Origin of the sequence: Kitasatospora sp. NPDC001261 (assembly GCF_042896795.1) — a bacterium.
Classification (GTDB): Bacteria; Actinomycetota; Actinomycetes; order Streptomycetales; family Streptomycetaceae; genus Kitasatospora.
The window spans coordinates 292,714-315,129 of the sequence record NZ_JBIAXP010000006.1; the positions used below are offsets into that span (position 1 = coordinate 292,714).

Here is a 22,416-nt window from a genome sequence, read left to right on the forward strand (position 1 = left end):
TAGTAGCGGGGCCGGGGAAGCGGTGGACGGCCCGGAGCGGTCATGGGCGATCCGATCTCATGATCATTGCTCCGTCGGTTTGAATCTCCGGCGCCACGATGACTACACGCCGTAGTACATCACCGCGTTTGGGACTCCGCCCGGTGACCGTTACACCTGAGTGGTCCCCCGCTCAGCACGCGCCCGAACGGGCGCTTCGTGCTGCCCTCGTACGATCCGTGAGGTACGGCAGATGTCCACCGTCCCACCCGTGGGGCCGGCCCTGCGCCGGCTCGCCGCCCAGGCGGCGGCCCGGGCCGCCGTCTGGCAGCCCCGGATCGGCCACGCCGTCCGCACCCAGGCCGCGCCGCTGCGCGCCCTCGGGGCGCCCCGGCACACCACCCTGCCCGGCAGCCGTCAGCGGGCCGAGCACGACCACGCGCTGGCCTCGGCCGGAGCGGTCGCCACGCTGCTCGCCGGCGTGCTGCTGGTGGCCACCCCGGGCACCGCCTCGGCGCAGACCGTACGGCCCACCACGCCGGGCAGCTCGGCCTTCACCGTGCCGCGGGCGGAGGTGCCGAGCGCGGGGCTGGTCCAGGTGGCCGGCCCCAGCCCGTACAAGCTGCCCGACGACGGCGACTCGGCACAGGAGTTCGTGACGGTGGCGCCCAACCTGCTGCCGTTCGAACCGCCGGCACCGGAGCCGGAGCCGGATCCCGCCGACGAGCCGGCCCCGGAGGCCGGACCCGCGCCGGAGCCCGGGCCCGCGCCGACTCCCGGGTGGTCGGCGCCGGTGCCGAACGCGCCGACCAGCAACCCGTACGGGAAGGCCAACCGCAGCTACGCCGCCGGGTACCACACCGGGGTGGACTTCGCGGTCTCCCCGGGCACGCCGCTGCTGGCGGTCGGCGACGCGAGCGTGGTGTCGGCCGGCTGGGACGGCGCGTACGGCAAGGAGGTCGTGCTGCGGCTGGCGGACGGGCACTTCGCGCAGTACGCCCACATGTCCTCGGTCACCGTCTCGGCGGGCCAGCGGGTATCCGCGGGCGAGCGGATCGGGCTGTCCGGGAGCACCGGCAACTCGACGGGCCCGCACCTGCACTTCGAGATCCGCACCAGCAACCGCTACGGCGCGGTGGTCAACCCGATCGCGTACCTGGCGGGGCACGGCGTCACGGACTTCTGAGCCGCCCCGGGCGCCGGGCCCTGCGGGACCGGCGCCCTCAGCCGGTGGTGCGGGCGGGGTGGCTGATCCCGGCGCCGATCTCCAGCGCGATGTCCCGGGCCGCCCCGATCGCCTCGTCCAGGCCGGCGGGGGGCGGCTGCTCGCCCCACACGTTCGGGGTGTGGCCGCAGTCCGCCTTGTCCTGCTTGAGCAGGAACAGCGACGAGTGGACGGTGAACAGCGCCATCGCGGCCCGCAGCCGGTCGTGGAAGTCCGCCCCCGGCCCGTGCACCAGCTGCATCATGGTGATCATGCGGTCCCGGAAGGCCAGCCCGGCCGGGGACTCGCGCAGCGCGGGCTGGTTCTCGTGGAAGAAGCGCAGCAGCGGGGCCCGCTCGGCCATCCCGTCCGCGAAGCGGCGGATCAGCTCGTCGCGCATCTCCGGGCTCCAGGCCTGCTTGCGGCCCCACGCGATGGACTCGTCGATCGGCGCGGCCATCCGCTCGACGATGCCCAGGACGATGTCGTCCTTGGTCTTGAAGTGGTAGTAGAGCGCGGCCTTGGTGACGCCCAGGCGGTCGGCGATCTCGCGCAGTGAGGTCTGCTCGTAGCCCTGCTCGGCGAAGAGCTCCAGTGACACCTCGATGATGCGAGCCCGGGTGTCGCTGCGGGGGCTGTGCGGAGTGCCCATGGCCTGCCTCATGACTGCGTCGGTGACTACTGCGGACCCCGGAGCGGTGTCCGCCCCGGGCCCATTCTCCCTGCCCAGAAGTCCGGTCGGGAAACTGGCTTGACGACCGGCTAGGAAACAACCTACCGTGCCGACGGTCGATAAACTAGCCGGGCGACAAGTAAGTGAGCCGCCGCACGGCACGACGCTCCGTCCGAACCACCCTCCGGGAGACCCCACCTCATGTCACAGTCCAAGACCGCCGGCCCGGTGCCGGAGGACAAGACGACCGAGGAGGAGCAGCCGCGGTCGCCCCGCGAGATCCGCCTCGTGATGGTCGGCCTGGTCGTCACCATGTTGCTGGCCATGCTCGACAACCTGATCGTCGGCACCGCGATGCCGACCATCGTCGGCGACCTCGGCGGTGCCGAGCACCTGTCCTGGGTGGTCACCGCGTACACCCTGGCGACCGCCGCCTCCACCCCGATCTGGGGCAAGCTCGGCGACATGTACGGCCGCAAGGGCACCTTCCTCACCTCGATCGTGATCTTCCTGGTGGGCTCGGCGCTGTCCGGCCTGTCGCAGAACATGAACGAGCTGATCGGCTTCCGCGCCGTGCAGGGCCTGGGCGCCGGCGGACTGATGGTCGGCGTCATGTCGATCATGGGCGCGCTCGTCCCGCCGCGCGACCGCGGCAAGTACCAGGGCATGTTCGCCGCGGTGATGGCCCTCGCCACCATCGGCGGCCCGCTGGTCGGCGGCTTCATCACCGACCACCTGAGCTGGCACTGGACCTTCTACATCAACCTGCCGCTCGGCGTCGTCGCACTCGCCGTGGTCGTCGTGACGCTGAAGCTGCCGAAGGTCCGCAGCACCGCCAAGATCGACTACCTGGGCGCCATCCTGCTCACCGTCGGCATCACCTCGCTGGTGCTGATCACCACCTGGGGCGGCCAGCAGTACGCCTGGGGCTCCAAGGAGATCCTCGGCCTGGCCGCGCTCTCCGCCGCCTCGCTGATCGCCTTCTGCTACGTGGAGCAGCGGGTCGAGGAGCCGATGCTCCCGCTGAGCCTGTTCCGCAACCTGAACTTCACCCTGGTCTCGATCATCGGCTTCATCGTCGGCTTCGTGATGTTCGGCTCGACCGTCTTCCTGCCGCTCTACCAGCAGATCGTCCAGGGCGCCTCGGCCACCAACTCCGGCCTGCTGCTGATGCCGATGATGTTCGGCATGCTGGTGATCTCGCTGGTGGTCGGCCAGGCCGTCACCAAGACCGGGAAGTACCGGATCTACCCGATCATCGGCACCATCGTGATGACCGGTGGCATGATCCTGCTCTCCACCATGGGCGTCGGGACCAGCAGCTTCACCTCGGCCTGCTGGATGGTCGTGCTCGGCGCCGGCATGGGCTTCCTGATGCAGATCACCATGCTGGTCGCGCAGAACAGCGTCGAGCTCAAGGACATGGGCGTGGCCAGCTCCACCGCCACCCTGTTCCGCACCATCGGCGGCTCCTTCGGCGTCGCGCTGTTCGGCGCGCTGTTCAACAACCGGGTGGCCGACACCATGAAGGAGCGGCTCGGCGAGCAGGCCTCGGCGGGCGGCGCGAAGGACCCGGGCCAGATGAGCCCGGCCGCGATGCGCGCACTGCCCGCGCCCGTCCAGGACGCCTACCACCACGCGGTGTCCAACGGCATGCACACCGTCTTCCTGTGGGGCGCCGGGGTGGCCGTGATCGCGATCGCCGCGGCGGTGTTCCTCCGCGAGGTGCCGCTGCGCGGCACCGGCAAGGGCGAGGCTCCGGCCGAGGCCTCGCTGGAGGCGGCGGCCGTCTGACGGTCCCCGCGCACGAAGGCGCCCCCGGGAGGTCCTCTCCCGGGGGCGCCTTCGTGTTCCGCCGCCTACTGGGGCAGCCGGTAGACGCCCTGCTCGACCGGCTCGACCAGGCCGTCCGCCACCAGGCCGTCCAGCGCCCGGGCCCGCTGCACCGAGTCCGGCCAGACCGCGTCCAGCCGGGCCTGCGGCACCGTCCCGTGCGCCTCGCGCAGCACCGCGAGCAGCTTGCCGCGCACCTGGCGGTCCGTCCCCTCGTAGGACTGGCCGCGCCGGGCCGGGCCCTCGTACGGCGGGCGGCCCGCCCGCTGCCAGGCGCAGGTGGTGAACAGCGGGCAGTCCCCGCACTCCGGGCCGCGGGCGGTGCAGACCAGCGCGCCCAGCTCCATCACGCCGACCGCCCAGGTGGCGGCCGTCTCGGCGTCGTCCGGCAGCAGCGCGGTGGCGGTGCGGCGCTCGGCGGCGGTGGTGGCCTGGGCCGGGTACTCGACGCCGGTCACCGCGCGGGCGAAGACCCGGCGGACGTTGGTGTCCAGCACCACGTGCCGCTGGCGGAAGGCGAAGGAGGCGACGGCGGCGGCGGTGTACTCCCCCACGCCGGGCAGCGAGAGCAGGGTGGCGTGGTCGTCCGGGACCTCGCCGTCGTGCTGCTCGGTGATCGCCACCGCGGCCGCGTGCAAGCGCAGCGCCCGGCGCGGGTAGCCCAGCCGGCCCCACATCCGGACTGCCTCGCCGGGCGCGTCGGCGGCGAGGTCGGCCGGGGTCGGCCAGCGGGTGAGCCAGGCCTCCCAGGCGGGCAGCACGCGCTTGACCGGGGTCTGCTGGAGCATGAACTCGCTCACCATGACCGCCCAGGGCGTCGCGTCGGGGGTCCGCCAGGGCAGGTCCCGCTTGCTCGCCTCGTACCAGTCCAGGACGGTCGAGTGGAACAGCGGCAGGGGCATCGGCGGCCGGGCGGCGTCGGCGGCGGTGGCAGGGGCGGTGATGGCAGTCATGGCCCTTCGATCCTCCCATGCCCGCCGACCGGGCCGAAGTGGATCAGTCTGCTCCGGACCGACCGGGGGACCGACCGGAAATCGTCCGATTGGGGCTCGCTCGAACGGATCAAATGGCGGATCATGTGAAGGAAGGGGCGACTGTGCGGTGTTGGTGAGTCAATCGCCACACACAGTCTCGTAGAGTTTGGTCGTGCCTTCTCTGCGTCAACCCGTCGGACCACTGCCGGCCTCGATCTACTGGCGTCGGCGCGTCATCGTGCTCGTCGCCGTCGCGGCGGTCGTCGCCCTGATCGCCTGGCTGATGATCGATCAGGGCGGGGGCGGTGACGGCGGCTCACCGGGCAACGCCGCACAGGCCGTTCCCTCCCAGTCCCAGAACCAGACACCGGCTCAGGCGATCACGCCCGGCGCCTCACCGAGCGGCCCCGCGGCGCGCCCGGGCGGCGGCTCCGGGGGCGGACCGGTGGCGGGCGGTGGCGGCACCGAGGTCAACCTCAGCGGCGGCACCGGCGCCGGCGGGGCCAACCCGGCCCCCGGGGGCGGCGCCGCGCCGGCGACCGGCGGCGGCACCGGAGGCGGCACGGGCGGCTCCGGCGGTACGGGCGGCGGCGCTCCGCCGGTCAACACCCCCGAGGTCATGGCGCTGCCGGTCTGCGCCTCCTCGCAGGTGGCGCTGGAGCTGGCCGGCACCCAGAACTCGTACCAGCCCAAGGACAAGCCCCGGCTGGCCCTGACGGTCAAGAACTCCTCCGGCACCAACTGCCGGGTGGACCTGGGCCGCACCGCCTCCGTGATCACGGTGAGCGGCAGCAACAACGACCGGGTCTGGTCCTCCGGCGACTGCCCGACCGACAAGGGCAGCATCTGGGTGCAGCTCGGCGCGAACGGCAACCAGACCGAGACCTTCACCTGGGACCGCAGCCGCAGCAAGCCGCAGTGCGCGACCGCCGACCAGACGCCGCCGCCGAGCGGCACCTACGTGGTGCTCGCGGAGCTCACCGGGCTCTCCGGGGACAAGGTCTCGGCGCGGGCCTCGATCCGGCTGGACGGCTGAGAACCGGTCACCTTCCCTCAGAGCCCCCGGCCGTCGCTCGGCCGGGGGCTCCGCCGTGTCCGGGGTGCCGGGCGGGGGCGGACGGCGGACGCGGGCGGGGGCGGACGCGGGCGGGGTGCGCGGGGCGGCCGGGGTGCGGTGCGGACGCGCGACGGCCCCCGGGGAGGTTCCCCCGGGGGCCGTCGCGGTGTTCGGGTGTCCGTACGGTGGCGCCGTCCGGTCAGACGTAGCGCTCCAGGATGGACGATTCGGCAAGGCGGGACAGGCCCTCGCGGACCGAGCGGGCACGGGTCTCGCCGACGCCCTCGACGGTCTGCAGGTCGTCGATGCTCGCGGCGAGCAGCTTCTGGAGGCCGCCGAAGTGCTCGACCAGGCGCTCTATGACCGTGTTGGGCAGGCGCGGGATCTTCGCCAGCAGGCGGTAGCCGCGCGGCGAGACGGCCGAGTCCAGCGACTCCGGCGAGCCCGAGTAGCCGAGCGCCTTGGCGACGGTCTGGAGGTCCAGCAGCTCGGCGTGGGTGAGCGCCTCCAGGTCGGCCAGCACCTCGGTGACCGTCCGGCCCTTCTTGGCGGCCCGCTCCGGGAAGTAGTCCCGGGCGACCAGCTCGCGCTCCGGCTCCACGCCCGCGATCAGCTCGTCCAGCTGGAGCGAGAGCAGCCGGCCGTCGATGCCGAGTTCCAGCACGTAGCCGGCGATCTCGGTGGCGATCAGCCGGACCATCTCCAGGCGCTGGGCCACGGCGGTGACGTCCCGGACCGTCACCAGGTCCTCGATCTCCAGCGCGGAGAGCGTTCCGGCCACCTCGTCCAGGCGCAGCTTGTAGCGCTCCAGGGTGGCCAGCGCCTGGTTGGCGCGGGACAGGACGGTGGTGGAGTCCTCCAGCACCCGGCGGGTGCCGTTGACGTACATCGCGATCAGCCGCATCGAGTGCGAGACCGCGACCACCGGGTAGCCCGTCTGCCGGTTGACCCGCTCGGCGGTGCGGTGGCGGGTGCCGGTCTCGTCGGTCGGGATGGTCGAGTCCGGCATCAGGTGCACGCCGGCCCGGACGATCTTGGTGATGTCCTTGTCGAGCACCACCGCGCCGTCCAGCTTGCACAGCTCGCGCAGCCGGGTGGCGCTGAACTCGACGTCCAGGACGAAGCCGCCGGTGCACAGGGACTCGACGGTCCGGTCGAAGCCCAGCACGATCAGACCGCCGGTGTTGGCCCGCAGGACCCGCTCCAGACCGTCACGAAGCGCGGTACCGGGCGCGATGGCGGTGAGGGAGGCCCGCAGCAGGGCCTCCTCGCGGGAGGCCTTGTCCGCCCCCCGGTCGCTGGCTGCCACGTGACTCCTCCGGTCGACCCGTGCCGCGCGCCTCACGCCGTGCGCCGGTCCGCGGTCTGTTGCTCTGTCGCTCAGTACCGCTCGGTACTGCCTTCTGGCCAATGAGACTGGGGAAAGTCTAACTGTGTGTGGCCTCGGCAGGGCTTGGGTCAGCGCAGTTCGTCGGAGTCGAGCGGCTCCCAGCCGTCCATCAGCTCCTCGGGGTACGCCGCCGGGCGGTCCGCGGACCGGGCGGAACGCGGGGACGGCGGCGCCGACGGTGCCTCACCGCGCGGCTCGGTGCGCGGCTTGGCGGCGGAACGGCGGCGGCCCGGGATGGCCCGCAGCGCCTCGCCGATGTCGGCCACCTCGACCACCTTCATGCCCGGCGGCACCTTGCCCGGGTCCGGCGGGACCAGGGCGTGGGTGAAGCCCAGCCGGTGCGCCTCGGCGAGCCGCCGCTGCACACCCGTCACCCGCCGTACCTCGCCCGCCAGGCCGACCTCGCCGATCGCCACCAGGTTGCTGGGCAGCGGGGTGTCGGTGGAGGAGCTGGCCACCGCGAGCGCCACCGCGAGGTCCGCGGAGGGCTCGGTCAGCTTCACCCCGCCGACCGTCGCGGTGTAGATGTCCTGCTTGCCGAGCTTCACCCCGCCGTGCCGCTCGACCACGGCCAGGATCATCGCGATCCGGGGGGACTCCAGGCCCGAGGTGGTGCGCCGCGGGGAGGGGATCTGCGAATCCACCATCAGCGCCTGCACCTCGGCCACCAGCGGGCGCTTGCCCTCCAGGGTGACGGTGAGGCAGGTGCCCGGGACGGGCTTGTCACGCCTGGTCAGGAAGAGGCCGGACGGGTCGGCCAGGCCGACGATGCCCTCGTCGTGCAGCTCGAAGCAGCCGACCTCGTCGGTGGCGCCGTAGCGGTTCTTGACCCCGCGGATCAGCCGCAGCCGGGCGTGCCGGTCGCCCTCGAAGCTCAGCACCACGTCCACCAGGTGCTCCAGCAGGCGCGGACCGGCGATCTGGCCGTCCTTGGTGACGTGGCCGACCAGCAGGGTGGCCATGCCGCGCTCCTTCGACGCCCGGATCAGCGCGCCCGCCACCTCGCGGACCTGGGCCGGGCCGCCGGGGGCGCCGTCCAGCTCGGCGGAGGCGATGGTCTGCACCGAGTCCAGGATCAGCAGGCCGGGGTTGACCGCCTCGATGTGCCCGAGCACCGCGCCGAGATCCTGCTCGGCGGCGAGGTAGAGGTGCTCGGAGAGGGCGTTGATCCGGTCCGCGCGCAGCCGGACCTGGCCGGCCGACTCCTCGCCGGTGACGTAGAGCGTGCGGTGCTGCGCGGTGGCCGCCTTGGCGGCGACGTCCAGCAGCAGGGTGGACTTGCCGACGCCGGGCTCGCCGGCCAGCAGCACCACCGCGCCGGGCACCAGGCCGCCGCCGAGCACCCGGTCCAGCTCCGGCACGCCCGTCGAACGGGCCGTCGCGACCTGGCCGTCCACCTGGGCGATCGGGCGGGCGGGCGCGCTGACCGGGCCGGCGGCCGTGGTGCGGATCGGCACCGCGCCGTACTCCTCGACCGTGCCCCAGGCGTTGCACTCCGGGCAGCGGCCGACCCACTTGGGCAGCTGGTTGCCGCACTCGGTGCAGCGGTACGCCGGGCGGGGCTTGGCGATGGTCTTGGAACGCGGAGGCATGCCGCCCACCGTAGCGTCCGGGTCCGACAACGGCGGTCCGCAGGCGGGGCCGGGTCGGGGCCGGCGACCAGGGTCCGCGGGCGGGCCGACCGCGCGTCCACACAGATGGGCGATGTTGTTACCCGAAAGAAGTACATACGCGGCGAATGGCCGGGGTCAGCCGTCCGCGTTCTCTACCGTCGGACGGGTGACGACGAGAACTGTGGGGCCGGACGGGCCTGCCCGGTCGACCCGATCGGTCAGGCCGGGCAGGTCGGGTAGACCTGCCGGGTCGGGCGGGTCCGGCGGGTCCGGCGGGTCCGGCGGGTCCGGCGGGTCGGCCGGGGTGCGGGCCGCCGCCGTGCTCGCGGCGTACGACCGGCAGGTGGACGGCCTGTTCACCTACTGCCTCTCGGTGCTCTGCGAGCACGACGCGGCCGCCGACGCCCTGCGCGAGGTCCGCGAGCTGGCACGACGGCACGGCGCCCGGCTGGCCGAGCCCGGGCTGCTGCGCGCCTGGCTGTTCTCCCTCGCCCGGTACTGCTGTCTGCGCCGGCTCGCCGGCGACGCCCCGGGTCCGACCGGTGCCGAGGCCGGGCGGACCGCCCCGGCCGAGCCCGGCGAGGCCGAGGCGGCCCGGCGGCGGCGCGAGCTCTCCTCGCTCGCCTGGCCCGAGGCGGCCGGCACCGACCCGGAACAGCGCGAGGCGCTGGAACTCTCCGTCCGGCACCGGCTGACCCCGCTCGAAGTGGCGGCCGTACTGGGCCAGCCGTTCGAACGGACCCGCGCGCTGCTGGCCGGGGCCGAGGCCGAGGTCGCCCGGACCAGGGCGGCACTGCTGGTGCTCGGCGTGGGCAGCTGCCCGGAACTGGACCGGCTCGGCGGGGCCGGGGCGGAGTCCTGGCGGGACTGGGTGCTCGGCCCGGCGCTGCGCCGGGAGCTGGTGCAGCACGTGGTGGACTGCCCGACCTGCCGGGGGACGGCGGAACGGGTGGCCGCGGGCGAGGCGGCGGAGGGTACGGCGGGGGCGGCGGGGCTGTCCGGGTTGGCGCTGCTGCGGGCTCCGGCGGACCTCCTCGGGGCCGCCGCGGCCTCCGACGGGGCGGCCGCTCCGGCGGCGGCCGCTCGGGCTGTGGGTCCTCGGGTAGCGGGTGCTCGGGGCGCGGAGCCGGGGCTGCGGTTCGACCAGAGCGGCTTCCCCCGGCACCGGGCGCCGGACGCGGGGCGCGGGTTGGCGGTACGTCGGCGGGTGGTGACCACCGGTGTGCTGGCGGCCGTACTGGCGGCGCCGGTGATCGCGCTCTGGGCCGGGCACCGGGGCGGTGTCGGGTCGGGGTCGGCGGCCTCGGTGTCGGCGGTACGGGTGGACGCGGCCGGGCAGCCGACCGGGCAGCGGCCCCGGCCCGCGGTGGACGGCCCGGCTGGGGCGGGTGCGCCCGGCATGCCCGGGATGGAGCTGGCGGGGGCCGGGCCCGGGATGGCCGCGGGCGGCGCCCGCGGAAGCGATGCAGAAACGTTGCCTCCCGGCTTTCCGCGGCTCACCTTCCAGGGCGCGGCCATCCCGGTCCCGGCCCACGGCGCCACCCCGCTCAGCAGCCCGACCCTGGTCGCCGCACCGGCCCCGGCTGCCGACCAGGCCTCCACGACGGGCACCGGCGAGCCGGCCCCGGCCGGGCTGCTCACCGTCGAGGCCGGCGAGTACGGCAGCCGGACCATCCTCACCCTCACCAACTCCGGCGCCACGGAGATCCGTTGGCACGCGGTGACGGACGCCGGCTGGCTCCGGCTCAGCCGCGACGCCGGCACCCTGGCGCCCGGCCAGCGGATCACCGTGATCGTCACCGTGGACGAGGACCAGGCGCCGACGACCCACTGGACCGCCCGGATCGCTCTGCCGCCCTCCCAGGCGGTGGTCACCCTGGAGGGCGGGCCGCACAACCGAGGCGGCTCCGCCTCCTCCCCGGCCGATCCGTCACCGTCATCGACACCGTCCTCGACTCCGGCGACACCGGCGCCCAGCGGTTCCACCACCACCTCGCCCACGGCGGCACCCACCGCGTCCCCGTCGCCCTCCGACCCACCGACGAACACCCCGTCCCCCTCGGGCACGGCCACGAACTCGTCGCCACATCCGACGGGCACGGCAACGGCCTCCCCGTCGCAGCACTAACGGCCCGCGCAAACGCGGCAGCCCTCCCTCCCGGCCGGCACCCGGAGGGCACGGGCGCGCGAGAAGTCGACCCGGCCGACTTCTCGTGCACGGCGGGGCGGGCCAGGGGCCGAATACGTAGACCGACCGCCGTAATCCCGCCCGCAGTAGCCGGCAAGGCCGCACAGGAAGTCGGCCCACCCGACTTCCCACGCAACACCAGCGGGCAAATACACCGACCTGCGTGCTTCTCCAGAGCCCCAGGCCGAGGATGCACGAAAAGTCGACCCGGCCGACTTCTCATGCGCAACAGGGCCCAGCCTGGCTGGATTTGTAGACCGACCTGCATATTTCACCGGCCAGCCCGAAGCCGGGAGCGCGCCAGAAGTCGATCAGGCCGACTTCTCGCGCGCGCCGAGGGCGGGCCAGGAGCCGAATATGTAGACCGACCGCCATAATCCCGCCCGCAAAACCGGGAACGCACGAGAAGTCGGCCCACCCGACTTCTCGTGCGCGGCGGGATCCGAGGTGCTGGCGGGGCGTGCGGGGTGGGGCCCGAGGTGGGTGGCGGCGGGGCGGGCACGGCAGGGGCCGGGGTGGCAGCGCGGCACGCGGGGTGTGCGCGGTAGGTCCGAGATGGCGGCGGGGCGGGCGCGGCAGGGGCCGGGGTGCCGGCGGGTTGGGGTCTGGGGGCGGCGGGGGTGGGAATCGAGGGGCGGCGGGGCGTGCGGGGGTGGGAGCTGGGGTGCTGGCGGGGCGAGCGCGGCGGGGTCCCGGGGGCAGCGCGGCTTGCGGGGTGTGCGCGGTAGGGGCCGGGGTGCCGGGCGGGCTGGGGTCCGGGGCGGCGGGGCGTTGGTGGGCCCGGGGGGGTCAAAGGCGGTGGATCGGGGGGACTTGGTAGGTGCCGTCCAGGACGGCGGGTTCGGGTTGGTAGATGCGGAGGATGGGGCGGAACTCGCCGGGTGGGGTGGGGAGCCAGTTGGCGGCGGCGGTCGGGTCCTCGGGCTGGTCGTGCCGGAGGGTCAGGGTGAGGGAGCCGTCCTCGCCGTGGACCAGTCCTGGGGTGCGGTCGCCGATCGAGTAGCGGTCGATCGGGTTCTCCACCAGGTAGTAGTCCGGGACGGAGTACATCGTGACGGACCAGAACGCCCCGGCCGGGGGCGGCTGGTCAAAGCGCAGGGTGTAGTCGTGGAGGCCGGTGAGGGGGCGGCCGTCGGAGTCGTCGTAGGTCATCGCGTACGAGGCCTCGTAGGCGTGGTTGCCCCAGAGGCCGGCCCGGGCGGCGGCGGCCCGGCTGAGGTAGGCGGCGCGGCGGTCGGGGATGCGCCACTCGGGGTCGTCGAGGGTGCCGGGGCCCAGGTGGTCGGTGTTGTAGTCGAAGAGGTGGAGGGCGCTGCGCCACTCGCCGGGCGGGTGGTCCTCGGGCGGGCGGGTGGCGTCCTCGACCCGTTCGCGGCCGGCGGCCAGGCCCTTGGCCAGCGCCAGTGTCCATTCGGCGGCGGCCGCGCGGTACGGCGAGGCGCCGTCGTCGAGCAGGCCGAGCGGGGCGAAGCGGCGCTGGTACTCGATGTCGGCGGTGGCGGGCGGGAAGGCCTGCATCCAGACCCGCAGCCGCTCGAAGAAGGCCAGCCGCTCGGGGACGTCCGCGTCCGGTTCGGGGAGTCCGGCGACCAGGCCTCCGGGTTCCAGCGGTTCCAGTTCGAGGGCGGCCTGGAGGGCCCGGACCCGGGGGAAGTCGTCCGGGCCGGCGCAGGCGAAGCGGCCGACGAGGGTGCCGACGGTGGTCGGCAGTTCGATCACCCGGTCGGGGTCCGAGGGGGTGCCGTGCCAGCCGGGCGGGACGATCAGCCAGGTCTGCGCGCCGGTGCCGGTGGCCCGGCGGCCGAGGTAGGCGACGTTGTCCGTCCAGGCGTCGATGATCTGCAGCACGTAGTAGGCGCCGGCGGTGTCCGGGACGCGCAGCACCTGCGGGCCCTCGGAGAGGTCGAGCTGGGCGATCGAGTAGACCGTGTCGTTGTTGACCGAGACGAAGCGGTCGGCCGGACCGGCCAGCCGGGTGGCGTGGCTGAGGTGGTTGAACGGCGCCGCCGGCAGGGTGCCCAGGCCGCCCCGGTCGAAGCGCTCGACCATGGTGAGGCCGGCGACCAGCGGGTAGCCGTAGACGTACGCGTCGGCGGCCAGGGCCTCCAGCTCGGGCTGGTTCATCACGGGTCCTTCGTCCGGGGCGGGCAGCCGGTCGGCGGGGGCGGCGCCGCCGGCACGGCACCGGTGGGACGCTCGACGCCGGCGGGCCGTCGGTGCCGGCGCGGCGGGCGGGTCCGCCGTACGGGTCGCGCACCGGGCCGGGGTGCGGTCGCCGACCGCGGTACACCTCGGATGCTAAGCGGGGCCGGGTGGGGCGGCATGTCGGACCGGAAGCCGCGCGGCTTCCGCCCGCCGGGATCTGCTGAGCGCTGATCCGGGCGTACCGGCGGGGCGGCCGGGAGAGGGTCGTCGGTATGAAGATCCTCCTGCTTGGGGGCTCGTCCTTCCTCGGACGGGCCTACGCTGCCGAGGCCCTCGCCAGGGGCCACCGGGTGACCACCTTCAACCGCGGCCGAAGCGCCGCCGACCTGCCCGGTGTCGAGGCCGTCCGGGGCGACCGCGACAGCGCCGGGGACCTCGCCCGGCTGGTCGACGGCTGCGGCTGGGACGCCGTCGTCGACACCTCAGCCCAGCAGCCCGCCCAGGCCGCGCTCAGCGCCCGGCTGCTGCGCGGGCGGGCCGGGCACTACACCTTCGTCTCCTCCGTGCACGCCTTCGCCGACTGGCCCGCCCGCGTGGTCGACGAGGGTTCCGCGCCACACCCCTGCCCCGCCGACACCCCGCCCGACCAGCCGCCCGGCAACGCCCTGAAGGCCGGCTGCGAGCGCGCCGTGCTGGCGGGGTTCGGCGCCGGGCGCACGCTGGTGCTGAACAGCGGGCTGCTCGTCGGGCCGTACGAGTTCGGCGGCCGGCTGCCCTGGTGGCTGGAGCGGATGGCGCGCGGCGGGCGGGTGCTCGCCCCGGGGGATCCGCGGCGGACCATGCAGGTGATCGACGTCCGGGACTTCGCCGCCTTCGGGCTGGACCTGCTGACGGCCGGGACGGCGGGGCGGTTCGTCACGACGGCGCCGCCGGGGCGGCTCCGCTTCGGCGAGTGGCTGGAGACCTGCCGGGAGGTGGCGGGCGCCGCGGACACCGAGCTGGTCCGGGTCCCGGACGGGCCGCTGCTCGCCGAGGGGCCGGACCGGGTCGACTGGTGGACCGAACTCCCGCTCTGGGCACCGGACCTGCCCGAGCTGGCGGGCGTCTGGCTGGCCGACACCGGCCGGGCGGAGGCGGCCGGGCTGCGCTGCCGGCCGTTCGCCGAGACGGCGCGGGACACCTGGGAGTGGCTGCGGACGCGCGGGCCGGTCGAGGACACCGACGCCGAGGGGCGCAAGGGGCGGCCGGGGGCGGCGGTGCGGCACGGCATCGAACCCGCCAAGGAGCGGCGGCTGTTGGCCGCCTTCGGCTGACGGCGCGGTCGGCCGGGCCGTGGAGGCGGCCGGGAGTGGGGAGCCGGCCGGGCCGACTTCCCACCCCCGGGGAGACACCGGGGAAAGGCCCGGGGACGCATCCGGCCCGGGCAGCCCGCTCAGTGCGTGCGGCGGGTGACCAGCTCGGCGAGCGCCAGCAGCTCGTCGGCCGCGGCCGGCTCCGGGACCGCGGCGGCCAGCTGCGCCATCGCCGTGGCCATCCGCTCGCAGGACTCGCCCTGCGCCCAGCCACGCCCGCCGGCCGCCTCGACGGCCGCCGCGCACTGCGCCAACTCCTCGGGGCTCAGCGGGCGTTCGATCGCGTACAGCTCGGCCAGCCGCTTGCCGTCCACGGTGCCGGACCCCAGCGCCGCGACCACCGGCAGCGACTTCTTCCGGGCGACCAGGTCCGCGCCGACCGGCTTGCCGGTGACCGCCGGATCCCCCCAGATGCCGATCAGGTCGTCGATCAGCTGGAAGGCCAGGCCGATCTCCCGGCCGAAACCGTCCAGCGCCTGCGCCGCCTCCTCGGAGGCGCCCCCGTACAGGGCGCCCATCGAGCAGGCCGCGCCGAGCAGCGCGCCGGTCTTGGCCTCCGCCATCGCCAGGCACTCGGGCAGCGAGACGTCGTCGCGCCGCTCGAAGGCGCAGTCGATCTGCTGGCCCTCGCAGAGCTCGACCACGCAGTCGGCGAGCCGGCGGATCGAGCCCTGGGCGGCCGGGTGGGTGTCCTCGGCGAGCAGGCGCAGCGCGAGGGAGTGCATGGCGTCGCCGGCCAGGATGGCCTCTGTGGTGCCGAACACCCGCCAGGCGGTGGGCCGGTGGCGCCGGGTGTCGTCCCGGTCGATGACGTCGTCGTGGAGCAGGGTGAAGTTGTGCACCAGCTCCACCGCGGCGGCCGCGGCGACGGCCTCGTTGGGCCTGCCGCCCAGGGCCTGGGTGGCGGCGAGGACCATGGCCGGCCGGATCGCCTTGCCGGCGGGGGCCTCGGCGGGGGTGCCGTCCGCCTCCCACCAGCCGAAGTGGTAGCCGGACACCTTGCGCATGGTGCCGGGCAGCGAGTCGACGGCGGCCCGCAGGACCGGGTCGACCAGGGCGCGGGTCCGGGCGAGGATGTCCGCCGCCTCGTGCCCCTCTTTGTGGTCCCGCTCCAGCGTGGGACTCGTCATGGGTCTCTCCCCCTGTCGGGCGCCTGTCGTGGGACGGCCCGCCGACGGCGGACCGGAGTTGCGCTGCGGTGCCGGGCGCGGTCGCGCCTCGCCCCGGCCGGGCCCGTGCCGACGGGGTCGGTACGCACCGGGGTCGTACCGGCAGGGTCGGTACGCGCCGGGGTCGTACCGGCAGGGTCGGTACGCGCCGGGGTCGTACCGGCCGGGTCCGTACGCGCCGGGGCCGCCGTCCGCCGGGGCCGGATGGGCGGCCCCGACGGACGGCACGACGGCGCGGCGCCGCGACCGGCCGTGCGAACCGTCAGTACTGCGCGATGTCCACGTTCTCCAGGACGCCGACCGCGTCCGGCACCAGGATCGCGGCGGAGTAGTAGGCGCTCACCAGGTAGGAAATGATGGCCTTGTCGTCGATTCCCATGAACCGCACCGAAAGGCTCGGCTGGTATTCGTCCGGAATTCCGGTCTGGTGGAGGCCGATGACGCCCTGGTTGTCCTCGCCGATTCGCATCGCGAGGATCGAGCTGGTGCTCCCGACGATCGGGATCTTGTTGCACGGGAAGACCGGGACGCCGCGCCAGGACTGGATCTGCTTGCCGTCGACCTCGACCGTGTCCGGGTAGAGGCCGCGCTTGTTGAGCTCCCGGCCGAAGGCGGCGATGGCCCTGGGGTGGGCCAGGAACAGCTTGGTGCCGCGGCGGCGGCTGAGCAGCTCGTCCATGTCGTCCGGGGTGGGCGGGCCGGAGTGGGTCTGGAAGCGCTGGTCGTACGCGGCGTTGCCGAGCAGGCCGAAGTCGGGGTTGTTGACGAGCTCGTGCTCCTGGCGCTCGCGCAGGGCCTCGATGGTCAGCCGCAGCTGGTGCTCGGTCTGGTTCATCGGCTGGTTGTAGAGGTCGGCGACCCGGCTGTGCACCTTGAGGATGGTCTGCGCGACGCTGAGCTCGTACTCGCGCGGCTTGAGCTCGTAGTCCACGAAGGCGCCGGGCAGCTCGTACTCGCCCTGGTGGCCGGCGGAGAGGTCGATCGCGGCCTCGCCGTGCTTGTTCTGCGCCTGCTGGAAGCCGTTCAGGTATTCGATGATCTGGAGCTGGAGCGCCTCGGAGCGGTCGTGCAGCTCCTGGAAGGCGGGCCAGGACAGCGTCATCACGGTGCCGGCCGTCGCGGCGCGGACGGTGTACGGCCAGGCGCCGCCGTCCTGCCGGACCGCCTCGTCGCCGAGGTGGTCGCCGTCGGCGAGGGTGCCGACGACCGTCTCCTCGCCGTACTTGCCGGTTCCCAGCCGGTCGAGCTTGCCGTGCGCGATCAGGAACACCTCGGTGATCGGGGCGCCGGCCTGGACCAGCACGTCGCCCGGGGCGAACTCCCGCTGCACGAAGCGCGAGGCCAGCTCCTCCAGCACGGCCTCGTCCTGGAACCCGCGCAGCACCGGCACCTCGGCCAGCGTGGGCGCGACGATCCGCACCTCGGCACCGGTCTTGACGAAACCCACCCGGCCGCGGCCGACCGAGTGGCGCAGGCGGCGGTTCACCCGGTAGGTGCCGCCGGACACCTGCACCCAGGGCAGCTTCCTGAGCAGCCAGCGCGGGCTGATGCCCTGCATCTGGGGCGCGGACTTGGTGGTCGTCGCGAGGTTCCGCGCGCCGGCCGTGCTCAGACTCTGCTGCTGCCGGATCTCCGACTGCGCACTGGGCGCGGGAATTCCGGCATTGGTTTCGGTCGACATGGGGGAGCCCTTCGCATATCCCGATGAAGTGTCGCCTTGCACATGCGTGTTGCAGCTTCATGGTGGGCCCTGTCGAGGGTGCCCCGCAATCACTCGTTCGAGTGGTTCGGAATGCCTAAACAAATAGTACGAATAGATCACCCGATCGATATCTGTTCGACCGTCCATTCGAACAACTCGGAGCGCGGCGCCCCATCCTCCCCCATCCGCGCCCCGAACCGCGCCACCCCGCGCCACGATCCACGGGCGGCGCCCCCGCCGTCCGGACCGTTCGAACAGGCCGCTAGGGTGCCCTGACCCTTCGTCAACTCTCTTCCCGAGAGGGTCACATGAGTGCACCCGTACGTGTCTGGCTGAACCGCACCTACGCCGAGAACGTCTTCTTCATCGAACAACTGCGCGCCGCCCCGCGCCCGGTGGTGGTCCACGCGACCCACGGCGACCCGGACTCCCCCGTGCTCGCCGCCGCCGACCACGGCAGCGCCGAGCCGGCCGACCTGCCGGCGGACGGCTACGTCGGCTACGCGCTGGACTACTGCGCCCGGCACGCCGTCGACGTCTTCGTCCCGCAGCTGCACCAGCTCGCCATCGCCCTCGCCCGGCCGGAGTTCGAGGCGATCGGCACCGCGCTGCTCTGCCCGCCGGCCACCGCGATAGCGGCCTTCACCAGCAAGGCCGACGGCTACGCGGTGATCGCCGGGGCCGGCCTGCCCACCCCGCCCTGGTGGCGGGTGCGCACCCCCGGCGAGCTGTGGGACGCCGTCGAGCGGATCGAGGGCGCCGGGCACACCGCCTGCCTCAAACCCACCGCCGGTGCGGGCGGCGCCGGCTTCCGGGTGCTCACCCGGGAACCGTACGGAGCGCGGCGGCTGACCGGCTGGGACCACCGGGTGCAGGTCGATCAGGTGGCCGCGGCACTGGCCGAGGGCGGCCCGGACGGCGAGCCGGTGGACCTGCTGGTGATGCCCTACCTGGACGGACCGGAGGTCTCGGTGGACTGCCTCGCCGACCGGGACGGCGGCCCGCTCACCGCGGTCGGGCGCACCAAGGAGGGCCGCCGCCGCGGCTTCACCACCGAGGAGTGCTACCTGGACCCGGTCCGGCGGCTGGTCCGGGCGACCGGCATGGCGTACCTGTCCAACGTGCAGTTCCGCCGCTTCGACGGCCGGCCGGTGGTCATCGACGTCAACACCCGCCCCGCCGCCGGGCTCCACCAGCTGCGGCTGTGCGGCCTCAACCTGCCGTGGGACGCGGTGCGGCTGGCACTCGGGGAGCGGCCGGAGTACCCGGGGGCGGAACCGGACGTGCGCGGCATCGAGTACACGCTGGTGTCCGGCATCCGGCCGGTGCTTCAACGCCGGGCGCCGGGGCGGGTGTCACTGGTCCGGGCGCTGCACCGGTGAGCGGCCGAGCCCCTAGAGCGGGCCGTTCCAGTCGAGGGTCGGCTCCAGCACGCCCTCCAGCGTGAGCAGCCAGCGCTTCACCTCGATCCCGACCCGGCCGCCGCCGAAGCCGCCGATCCCGTCCGCCGCCACCACCCGGTGGCAGGGCACCAGCAGCGGGACGGGGTTGGCGGCCATCATCTGCCCGACCGTGCGGGCGGCCAGGCCGGGCTCCGTCACATCCTCGAACACCCCGCTGCGGGCGGCCAGTTCGCCGTAGGTGATGGTCCGGCCGTACGGCACCTCGCGCCAGAGCGCCTGCAGCACCGCGCGGTGCGGGCCCGAGCTCAGGCTCCAGTCGATCGGCAGGCCCAGGTCGCGGGTGCGGCCCGCCAGGTAGGCGCCGATCCGCCCGGTGACGGCGGCGATCTTCGACTCGTCGGTGCACGGCGGCGCCTCGCCCTCGCGCGGCCCCCGGTAGCCGGCCGACACCACACCGAGCGGGGTCACCGCGATGTGCATCGGCCCGCTGGGCAGCGGCGTGGGCACGGTCAGCCAGGACATCGACCAGGACTGCGGCACGTTCGGGCCCCCACCCTCCGCCGGACCGGCCGCCGGCCACCCCGGCGTCCGGGGGGCGTCCCCGCCCCGCGCGCCATCGTACGGCGGGCGGCCGACAGGCCACGGCGCGCGATCCACGGGCTCGGGCGGGCCGGCAGCGGGCTCCGGCGGGCGGACAACGGGCTCCGGCGAACGGGCCGAGGGCTCCGGCGGGCGGCCCGGGTGCGGACGGTCCGCGGCCCGGGCCCGGGCCGCTCCGGTCAGAACTGCCCCTTCAGTCCGCGCGCGTTCGACGCGCACCAGTGCACCAGCTCGGCGCGGTCCGGGGCGCGGCCCTCGCACAGCACGGCGAGCTGTTCGTCGTTGATCCGGTTCGGCCCCGGGATCTCCAGCAGGTACGCCAGGTCCGCCAGTACGGTGGCGAGCCGCTCCGCGTCCGCGTGGTCCAGGGTGACCGCGGACCCGTGATGGCTGATGGTGAGCGAGCCGGGCATGATCGACCTCCTCCGTCACCCCCGTCCTCCACCGTACGACCGGGTCGGCCGCCCCGCCCGCCGCGGAGGCGTACGTGCGCGGGTGGGGCAGCCGGTTGCGCTCCGGGGCCGGCCGGGCGCGGTGCGCGGTGGGCCGGGGGTGCGCCCCGGAGCCGTCCGAGGGGTTGGTCAGCTGTCCGGGCCCTCCTCCCAGCGACGGTCACGTACCGCCGGTACGGCCAACACTACGGCCCCGGCCGCCAGTTGCCAGACCGCTCCGATCAGCAGCACGGTGTCCGCGCCGAACCGGCCCGCCAGCGGACCGGCCGCCGCCAGCCCGAGCGGGCCGAGGGCGAAGGAGCCCAGCACGCCGAAGGCCGTCACCCGGCCGAGCAGTTCCACCGGCACCCACTTCTGGGTGGTGGTGCCGTAGAGCGTCCCGCAGACCGCCGAGCCGACCCCGGCCACCAGCGCGCCGGCGGCCACCCAGGGCAGCCCCGCCCCGGCCGCGAGCGCCGCGGAGGGCAGCGCCCAGGCCAGCGCCGCCAGGGACGCCACCGCGAGCGGGCGGGCCGGCGACCGGCCGAGCACCAGCAGGCCGCCCAGCACCGCGCCGGCGCCGTAGACGCCCATCACCAGGCCCCAGGCGCGGGCACCGCCGAGGTCCCGCTGCGCGAGCAGCGGGCCAAGCACCAGGAAGGGGGCCCAGACCAGCAAGTTGAACAGGCCCATCTGCACGGTGGTGATCCACAGCCACGGGCGGGAGGCGAACTCCGACCAGCCGGCCCGCAGGTCCCGGACCATCGACCCCTCGCCGGCCGCCGCCCGCACCGGCAGCCGCAGCCCGGCCAGCGCGAAGGCGCCGACGCCGTACGTCACCGCGTCGGCCAGCAGCACCGTCGCCGGGCCCCAGGCGGCGGTGACCAGGCCGGCGGTGGCGGGGCCGACCACGGTGGACACCGAACGGGCCAGCCCCAGCAGGGCGTTGGCGTCCGCCACCAGTCCCGTACGGCGCACCAGGTCGGGCACGATCGCGCCGAAGGCCGGCATGGACAGCCCCTCGCCGACCCCCCAGACCGCCACCAGCGCGACCATCGCCCAGACCGGGGCGTGCCCGGCCGCCAGCAGCCCGGCGAACAGCGCCTGGACCACGCCGCGCAACAGGTCCGAGCCCAGCATCACCCGGCGGCTGCCGATCCGGTCCGCGATCGCCCCGCCGGCCAGCAGCACCAGCACCACGGGGAGGATCCGGGCCGCCATCACCCACCCCAGGGCGGTGCCGCCCCCGCCGTTGCCGCTTCCACCACCACCGCCGTCGAGCACCGCGAAGGCGACCGCGACCGGCGCCATCGAGGAGCCGATCAGGGAGGTCGTGTACCCCAGGAAGAACCACGTGAACTCGCGCTCGCCGAACACGGCGAGCCGGTCTCCCAGGCGCCTTCGACGGGCCGGGATCCGTTCGGTCTGCACTGCCATGTGCAGAAAGTCTGCGCGTCGACGGAGGGCGGATTCAAGGGATTGCGGGAAAAAAGTTGAGCCTTTGGGAATCAATTCGACGAGGATTCGCTCTATCGCAGTAAATTCATACCTCTATGGCTCTTCACCTGCCGTTTACTGCGCCCAGCGACTATGGTTCAGGCGTCCCGGAACAGTTATTTACTGCGGCACTTGGACACTTCGGAAGAAGGCGATCGTGACAGGAACCGCGACAGCACTCCCACCGGTCGAATACGCCGTCGCCGTCGAGCGCTACCTGGCCGCCTCCGGGCTCGCCGACGGCTCCCGGCGGATCTACCGGATCGCACTGGACACCTGGGCCTGGGCACTCGCCGACCGGCCCGCCCCCACCGGCCCCGAACGGCGACGGGCCCGGCCGCCCGTCCTGCCGCTCGCCCTGCTCGACCACCCCGACGCCGCCGAGCGGCTCCGCGCCGCGGCCGCCCGGCGCGGCGCCGACACCGACCCGCGCACCCTCAACCGGGAGCTCTCCACCCTGCGCGCGGCCGTGGCCTGGTGGCGGGCCCGCGGCTGGCTCGACGGCGACCCGACCACCGGCCTGCTCCCCCGCCCACTGCCCGAACCCGCCACGGCCACCGGCCCGTTGAGCCCCGAGGAACTGCGCGCCCTGTTCACCCTCCGCGCGCCGCTGCGCGAGCAGGCGCTCTGGCACCTGCTGCACGAGTCCGGCGCCGCGATCGAGACCGTCCTCGCCCTGGACACCGACCACCTCGACCCGCCCCGCCGACGCACCCGCCCGCCCGGCACCCCGGTGCACTGGCAGTCCGGCACCGCCCGGCTGCTCCCCCTCCTGGTCGCCGGCCGCGCCACCGGCCCGCTCTTCCTCACCGACCGCCGCGCCCCCGCCGGCACCCCCGACCGCGACCGCTGCCCGTACACCGGCCACGCCCGCCTCTCCTACCGCCGCGCCGCCGAACTCTTCACCGCCCACACCCGGCCGCTCGGCCCGGGCTGGACGCTCCGCCGCCTGCGATCGGGGCGGTAGGGCGGGACGGTAGGGCAGGGCGTTAGGGCAGGGCGGGGGTGGCGGCAGCGTCAGGCTTTCCGGAGGGCCCGTCCGCGCCGTTACGCAGCCGATGGGCGGCCGTGACACGACCGGCCGAGGACCGCGACACGGCCCTCCTAGCGTCATCCCCGACGCCACCGGCCGAACCCGTCGAACCGGGTGAAGCGGCCGGAGGGCGTCCGCGACGAGGACGTACGCCTCCGGCGCCGACGACGGAC

At 74.5% G+C, this 22,416-nt stretch carries 17 protein-coding genes; 7 read left to right on the forward strand and 10 right to left on the reverse strand.

Annotated elements, in window-relative coordinates; translation table 11 throughout:
• Positions 1-232: 232 nt before the first annotated feature.
• Positions 233-1,165, forward strand: a complete 933-nt coding sequence (locus ACFY4B_RS10945; RefSeq protein ID WP_375877322.1) for a M23 family metallopeptidase — start codon at positions 233-235, stop codon at positions 1,163-1,165.
• Positions 1,166-1,202: 37 nt separating this feature from the next.
• Here the strand turns inward: ACFY4B_RS10945 and ACFY4B_RS10950 are convergent, their stop codons facing one another.
• A complete protein-coding gene (locus ACFY4B_RS10950; RefSeq protein WP_053112112.1) occupies positions 1,203-1,835 on the reverse strand; it encodes a TetR/AcrR family transcriptional regulator in 633 nt (210 codons plus the stop codon).
• Between the two features lie 222 nt (positions 1,836-2,057).
• Here ACFY4B_RS10950 and ACFY4B_RS10955 point away from each other — a divergent pair, with 222 nt between their 5' ends.
• Entirely contained in the window at positions 2,058-3,650 is a 1,593-nt protein-coding gene (locus ACFY4B_RS10955) for an MDR family MFS transporter (RefSeq protein WP_387967213.1), read from the forward strand.
• Positions 3,651-3,715: 65 nt separating this feature from the next.
• Here ACFY4B_RS10955 and ACFY4B_RS10960 read toward each other — a convergent pair whose 3' ends face one another.
• Positions 3,716-4,642, reverse strand: coding sequence for an A/G-specific adenine glycosylase (locus tag ACFY4B_RS10960; protein ID WP_049652529.1), 927 nt, complete (start codon positions 4,640-4,642; stop codon positions 3,716-3,718).
• Positions 4,643-4,835: 193 nt separating this feature from the next.
• Between ACFY4B_RS10960 and ACFY4B_RS10965 the strand changes: the two genes are divergently transcribed.
• Complete coding sequence (locus ACFY4B_RS10965) at positions 4,836-5,699, forward strand: hypothetical protein (RefSeq protein ID WP_074001711.1); 864 nt, start codon at positions 4,836-4,838, stop codon at positions 5,697-5,699.
• 220 nt (positions 5,700-5,919) lie between these two features.
• Here the strand turns inward: ACFY4B_RS10965 and disA are convergent, their stop codons facing one another.
• Positions 5,920-6,978: a DNA integrity scanning diadenylate cyclase DisA gene (gene disA / locus ACFY4B_RS10970; RefSeq protein ID WP_049659060.1), complete on the reverse strand. Its 1,059-nt coding sequence runs from the start codon at positions 6,976-6,978 to the stop codon at positions 5,920-5,922.
• A gap of 200 nt (positions 6,979-7,178) precedes the next feature.
• Positions 7,179-8,702 (reverse strand): DNA repair protein RadA, encoded by a 1,524-nt coding sequence (gene radA, locus ACFY4B_RS10975; protein ID WP_387967216.1) that lies wholly within the window; start codon positions 8,700-8,702, stop codon positions 7,179-7,181.
• Positions 8,703-9,027: 325 nt separating this feature from the next.
• Here radA and ACFY4B_RS10980 point away from each other — a divergent pair, with 325 nt between their 5' ends.
• Positions 9,028-10,851, forward strand: a complete 1,824-nt coding sequence (locus ACFY4B_RS10980) for a sigma-70 family RNA polymerase sigma factor (protein WP_387967218.1) — start codon at positions 9,028-9,030, stop codon at positions 10,849-10,851.
• Positions 10,852-11,700: 849 nt separating this feature from the next.
• On the opposite strand, the gene ACFY4B_RS10985 is transcribed toward ACFY4B_RS10980, so the two are convergent.
• Positions 11,701-13,035, reverse strand: coding sequence for a DUF1254 domain-containing protein (locus tag ACFY4B_RS10985; protein ID WP_117488356.1), 1,335 nt, complete (start codon positions 13,033-13,035; stop codon positions 11,701-11,703).
• 293 nt (positions 13,036-13,328) lie between these two features.
• Here ACFY4B_RS10985 and ACFY4B_RS10990 point away from each other — a divergent pair, with 293 nt between their 5' ends.
• Positions 13,329-14,369 carry an NAD-dependent epimerase/dehydratase family protein gene (locus ACFY4B_RS10990; RefSeq protein ID WP_387967220.1) on the forward strand — a complete coding sequence of 347 codons (1,041 nt, stop codon included), beginning with the start codon at positions 13,329-13,331 and terminating at the stop codon, positions 14,367-14,369.
• 119 nt (positions 14,370-14,488) lie between these two features.
• On the opposite strand, the gene ACFY4B_RS10995 is transcribed toward ACFY4B_RS10990, so the two are convergent.
• Both ACFY4B_RS10995 and ACFY4B_RS11000 read right to left on the reverse strand, forming a co-directional pair.
• Positions 14,489-15,538, reverse strand: a complete 1,050-nt coding sequence (locus ACFY4B_RS10995; protein ID WP_049657139.1) for a family 2 encapsulin nanocompartment cargo protein polyprenyl transferase — start codon at positions 15,536-15,538, stop codon at positions 14,489-14,491.
• Between the two features lie 301 nt (positions 15,539-15,839).
• Positions 15,840-17,258, reverse strand: a complete 1,419-nt coding sequence (locus ACFY4B_RS11000) for a family 2B encapsulin nanocompartment shell protein (protein ID WP_074001715.1) — start codon at positions 17,256-17,258, stop codon at positions 15,840-15,842.
• A 329-nt stretch (positions 17,259-17,587) separates the two neighbouring features.
• Here ACFY4B_RS11000 and ACFY4B_RS11005 point away from each other — a divergent pair, with 329 nt between their 5' ends.
• Complete coding sequence (locus ACFY4B_RS11005) at positions 17,588-18,661, forward strand: ATP-grasp domain-containing protein (RefSeq protein ID WP_049657134.1); 1,074 nt, start codon at positions 17,588-17,590, stop codon at positions 18,659-18,661.
• Positions 18,662-18,673: 12 nt separating this feature from the next.
• Here the strand turns inward: ACFY4B_RS11005 and ACFY4B_RS11010 are convergent, their stop codons facing one another.
• The 3 genes from ACFY4B_RS11010 to ACFY4B_RS11020 form a co-directional block, all read right to left on the reverse strand.
• The gene (locus tag ACFY4B_RS11010) at positions 18,674-19,222 is read right to left on the reverse strand and encodes a methylated-DNA--[protein]-cysteine S-methyltransferase (RefSeq protein ID WP_387967223.1); all 549 of its coding nucleotides are present in this window, start codon (positions 19,220-19,222) and stop codon (positions 18,674-18,676) included.
• 239 nt (positions 19,223-19,461) lie between these two features.
• On the reverse strand, positions 19,462-19,695 hold the full coding sequence (locus ACFY4B_RS11015; protein WP_049661653.1) for a hypothetical protein: 234 nt from the start codon (positions 19,693-19,695) through the stop codon (positions 19,462-19,464).
• A 168-nt stretch (positions 19,696-19,863) separates the two neighbouring features.
• Positions 19,864-21,150 (reverse strand): MFS transporter, encoded by a 1,287-nt coding sequence (locus ACFY4B_RS11020; protein ID WP_387967226.1) that lies wholly within the window; start codon positions 21,148-21,150, stop codon positions 19,864-19,866.
• A 217-nt stretch (positions 21,151-21,367) separates the two neighbouring features.
• On the opposite strand from ACFY4B_RS11020, the gene ACFY4B_RS11025 reads away from it, so the two are divergent.
• Positions 21,368-22,177 (forward strand): hypothetical protein, encoded by an 810-nt coding sequence (locus ACFY4B_RS11025; protein WP_387967229.1) that lies wholly within the window; start codon positions 21,368-21,370, stop codon positions 22,175-22,177.
• Positions 22,178-22,416: the final 239 nt, after the last annotated feature.

Bases quoted from the DNA above. Each gene is read 5' to 3' on its own strand.
- ACFY4B_RS10950 (WP_053112112.1), bottom strand. From the start codon at position 1,835: ATGGGCACTCCGCACAGCCCCCGCAGCGACACCCGGGCTCGCATCATC.
- ACFY4B_RS10945 (WP_375877322.1), top strand. From the start codon at position 233: ATGTCCACCGTCCCACCCGTGGGGCCGGCCCTGCGCCGGCTCGCCGCC.
- ACFY4B_RS10960 (WP_049652529.1), bottom strand. From the start codon at position 4,642: ATGACTGCCATCACCGCCCCTGCCACCGCCGCCGACGCCGCCCGGCCG.
- ACFY4B_RS11020 (WP_387967226.1), bottom strand. From the start codon at position 21,150: ATGGCAGTGCAGACCGAACGGATCCCGGCCCGTCGAAGGCGCCTGGGA.
- radA (WP_387967216.1), bottom strand. From the start codon at position 8,702: ATGCCTCCGCGTTCCAAGACCATCGCCAAGCCCCGCCCGGCGTACCGC.
- ACFY4B_RS10995 (WP_049657139.1), bottom strand. From the start codon at position 15,538: ATGACGAGTCCCACGCTGGAGCGGGACCACAAAGAGGGGCACGAGGCG.
- ACFY4B_RS11000 (WP_074001715.1), bottom strand. From the start codon at position 17,258: ATGTCGACCGAAACCAATGCCGGAATTCCCGCGCCCAGTGCGCAGTCG.
- ACFY4B_RS11005 (WP_049657134.1), top strand. From the start codon at position 17,588: ATGAGTGCACCCGTACGTGTCTGGCTGAACCGCACCTACGCCGAGAAC.
- ACFY4B_RS10985 (WP_117488356.1), bottom strand. From the start codon at position 13,035: ATGAACCAGCCCGAGCTGGAGGCCCTGGCCGCCGACGCGTACGTCTAC.
- ACFY4B_RS10955 (WP_387967213.1), top strand. From the start codon at position 2,058: ATGTCACAGTCCAAGACCGCCGGCCCGGTGCCGGAGGACAAGACGACC.
- ACFY4B_RS10990 (WP_387967220.1), top strand. From the start codon at position 13,329: ATGAAGATCCTCCTGCTTGGGGGCTCGTCCTTCCTCGGACGGGCCTAC.
- ACFY4B_RS11015 (WP_049661653.1), bottom strand. From the start codon at position 19,695: ATGCCCGGCTCGCTCACCATCAGCCATCACGGGTCCGCGGTCACCCTG.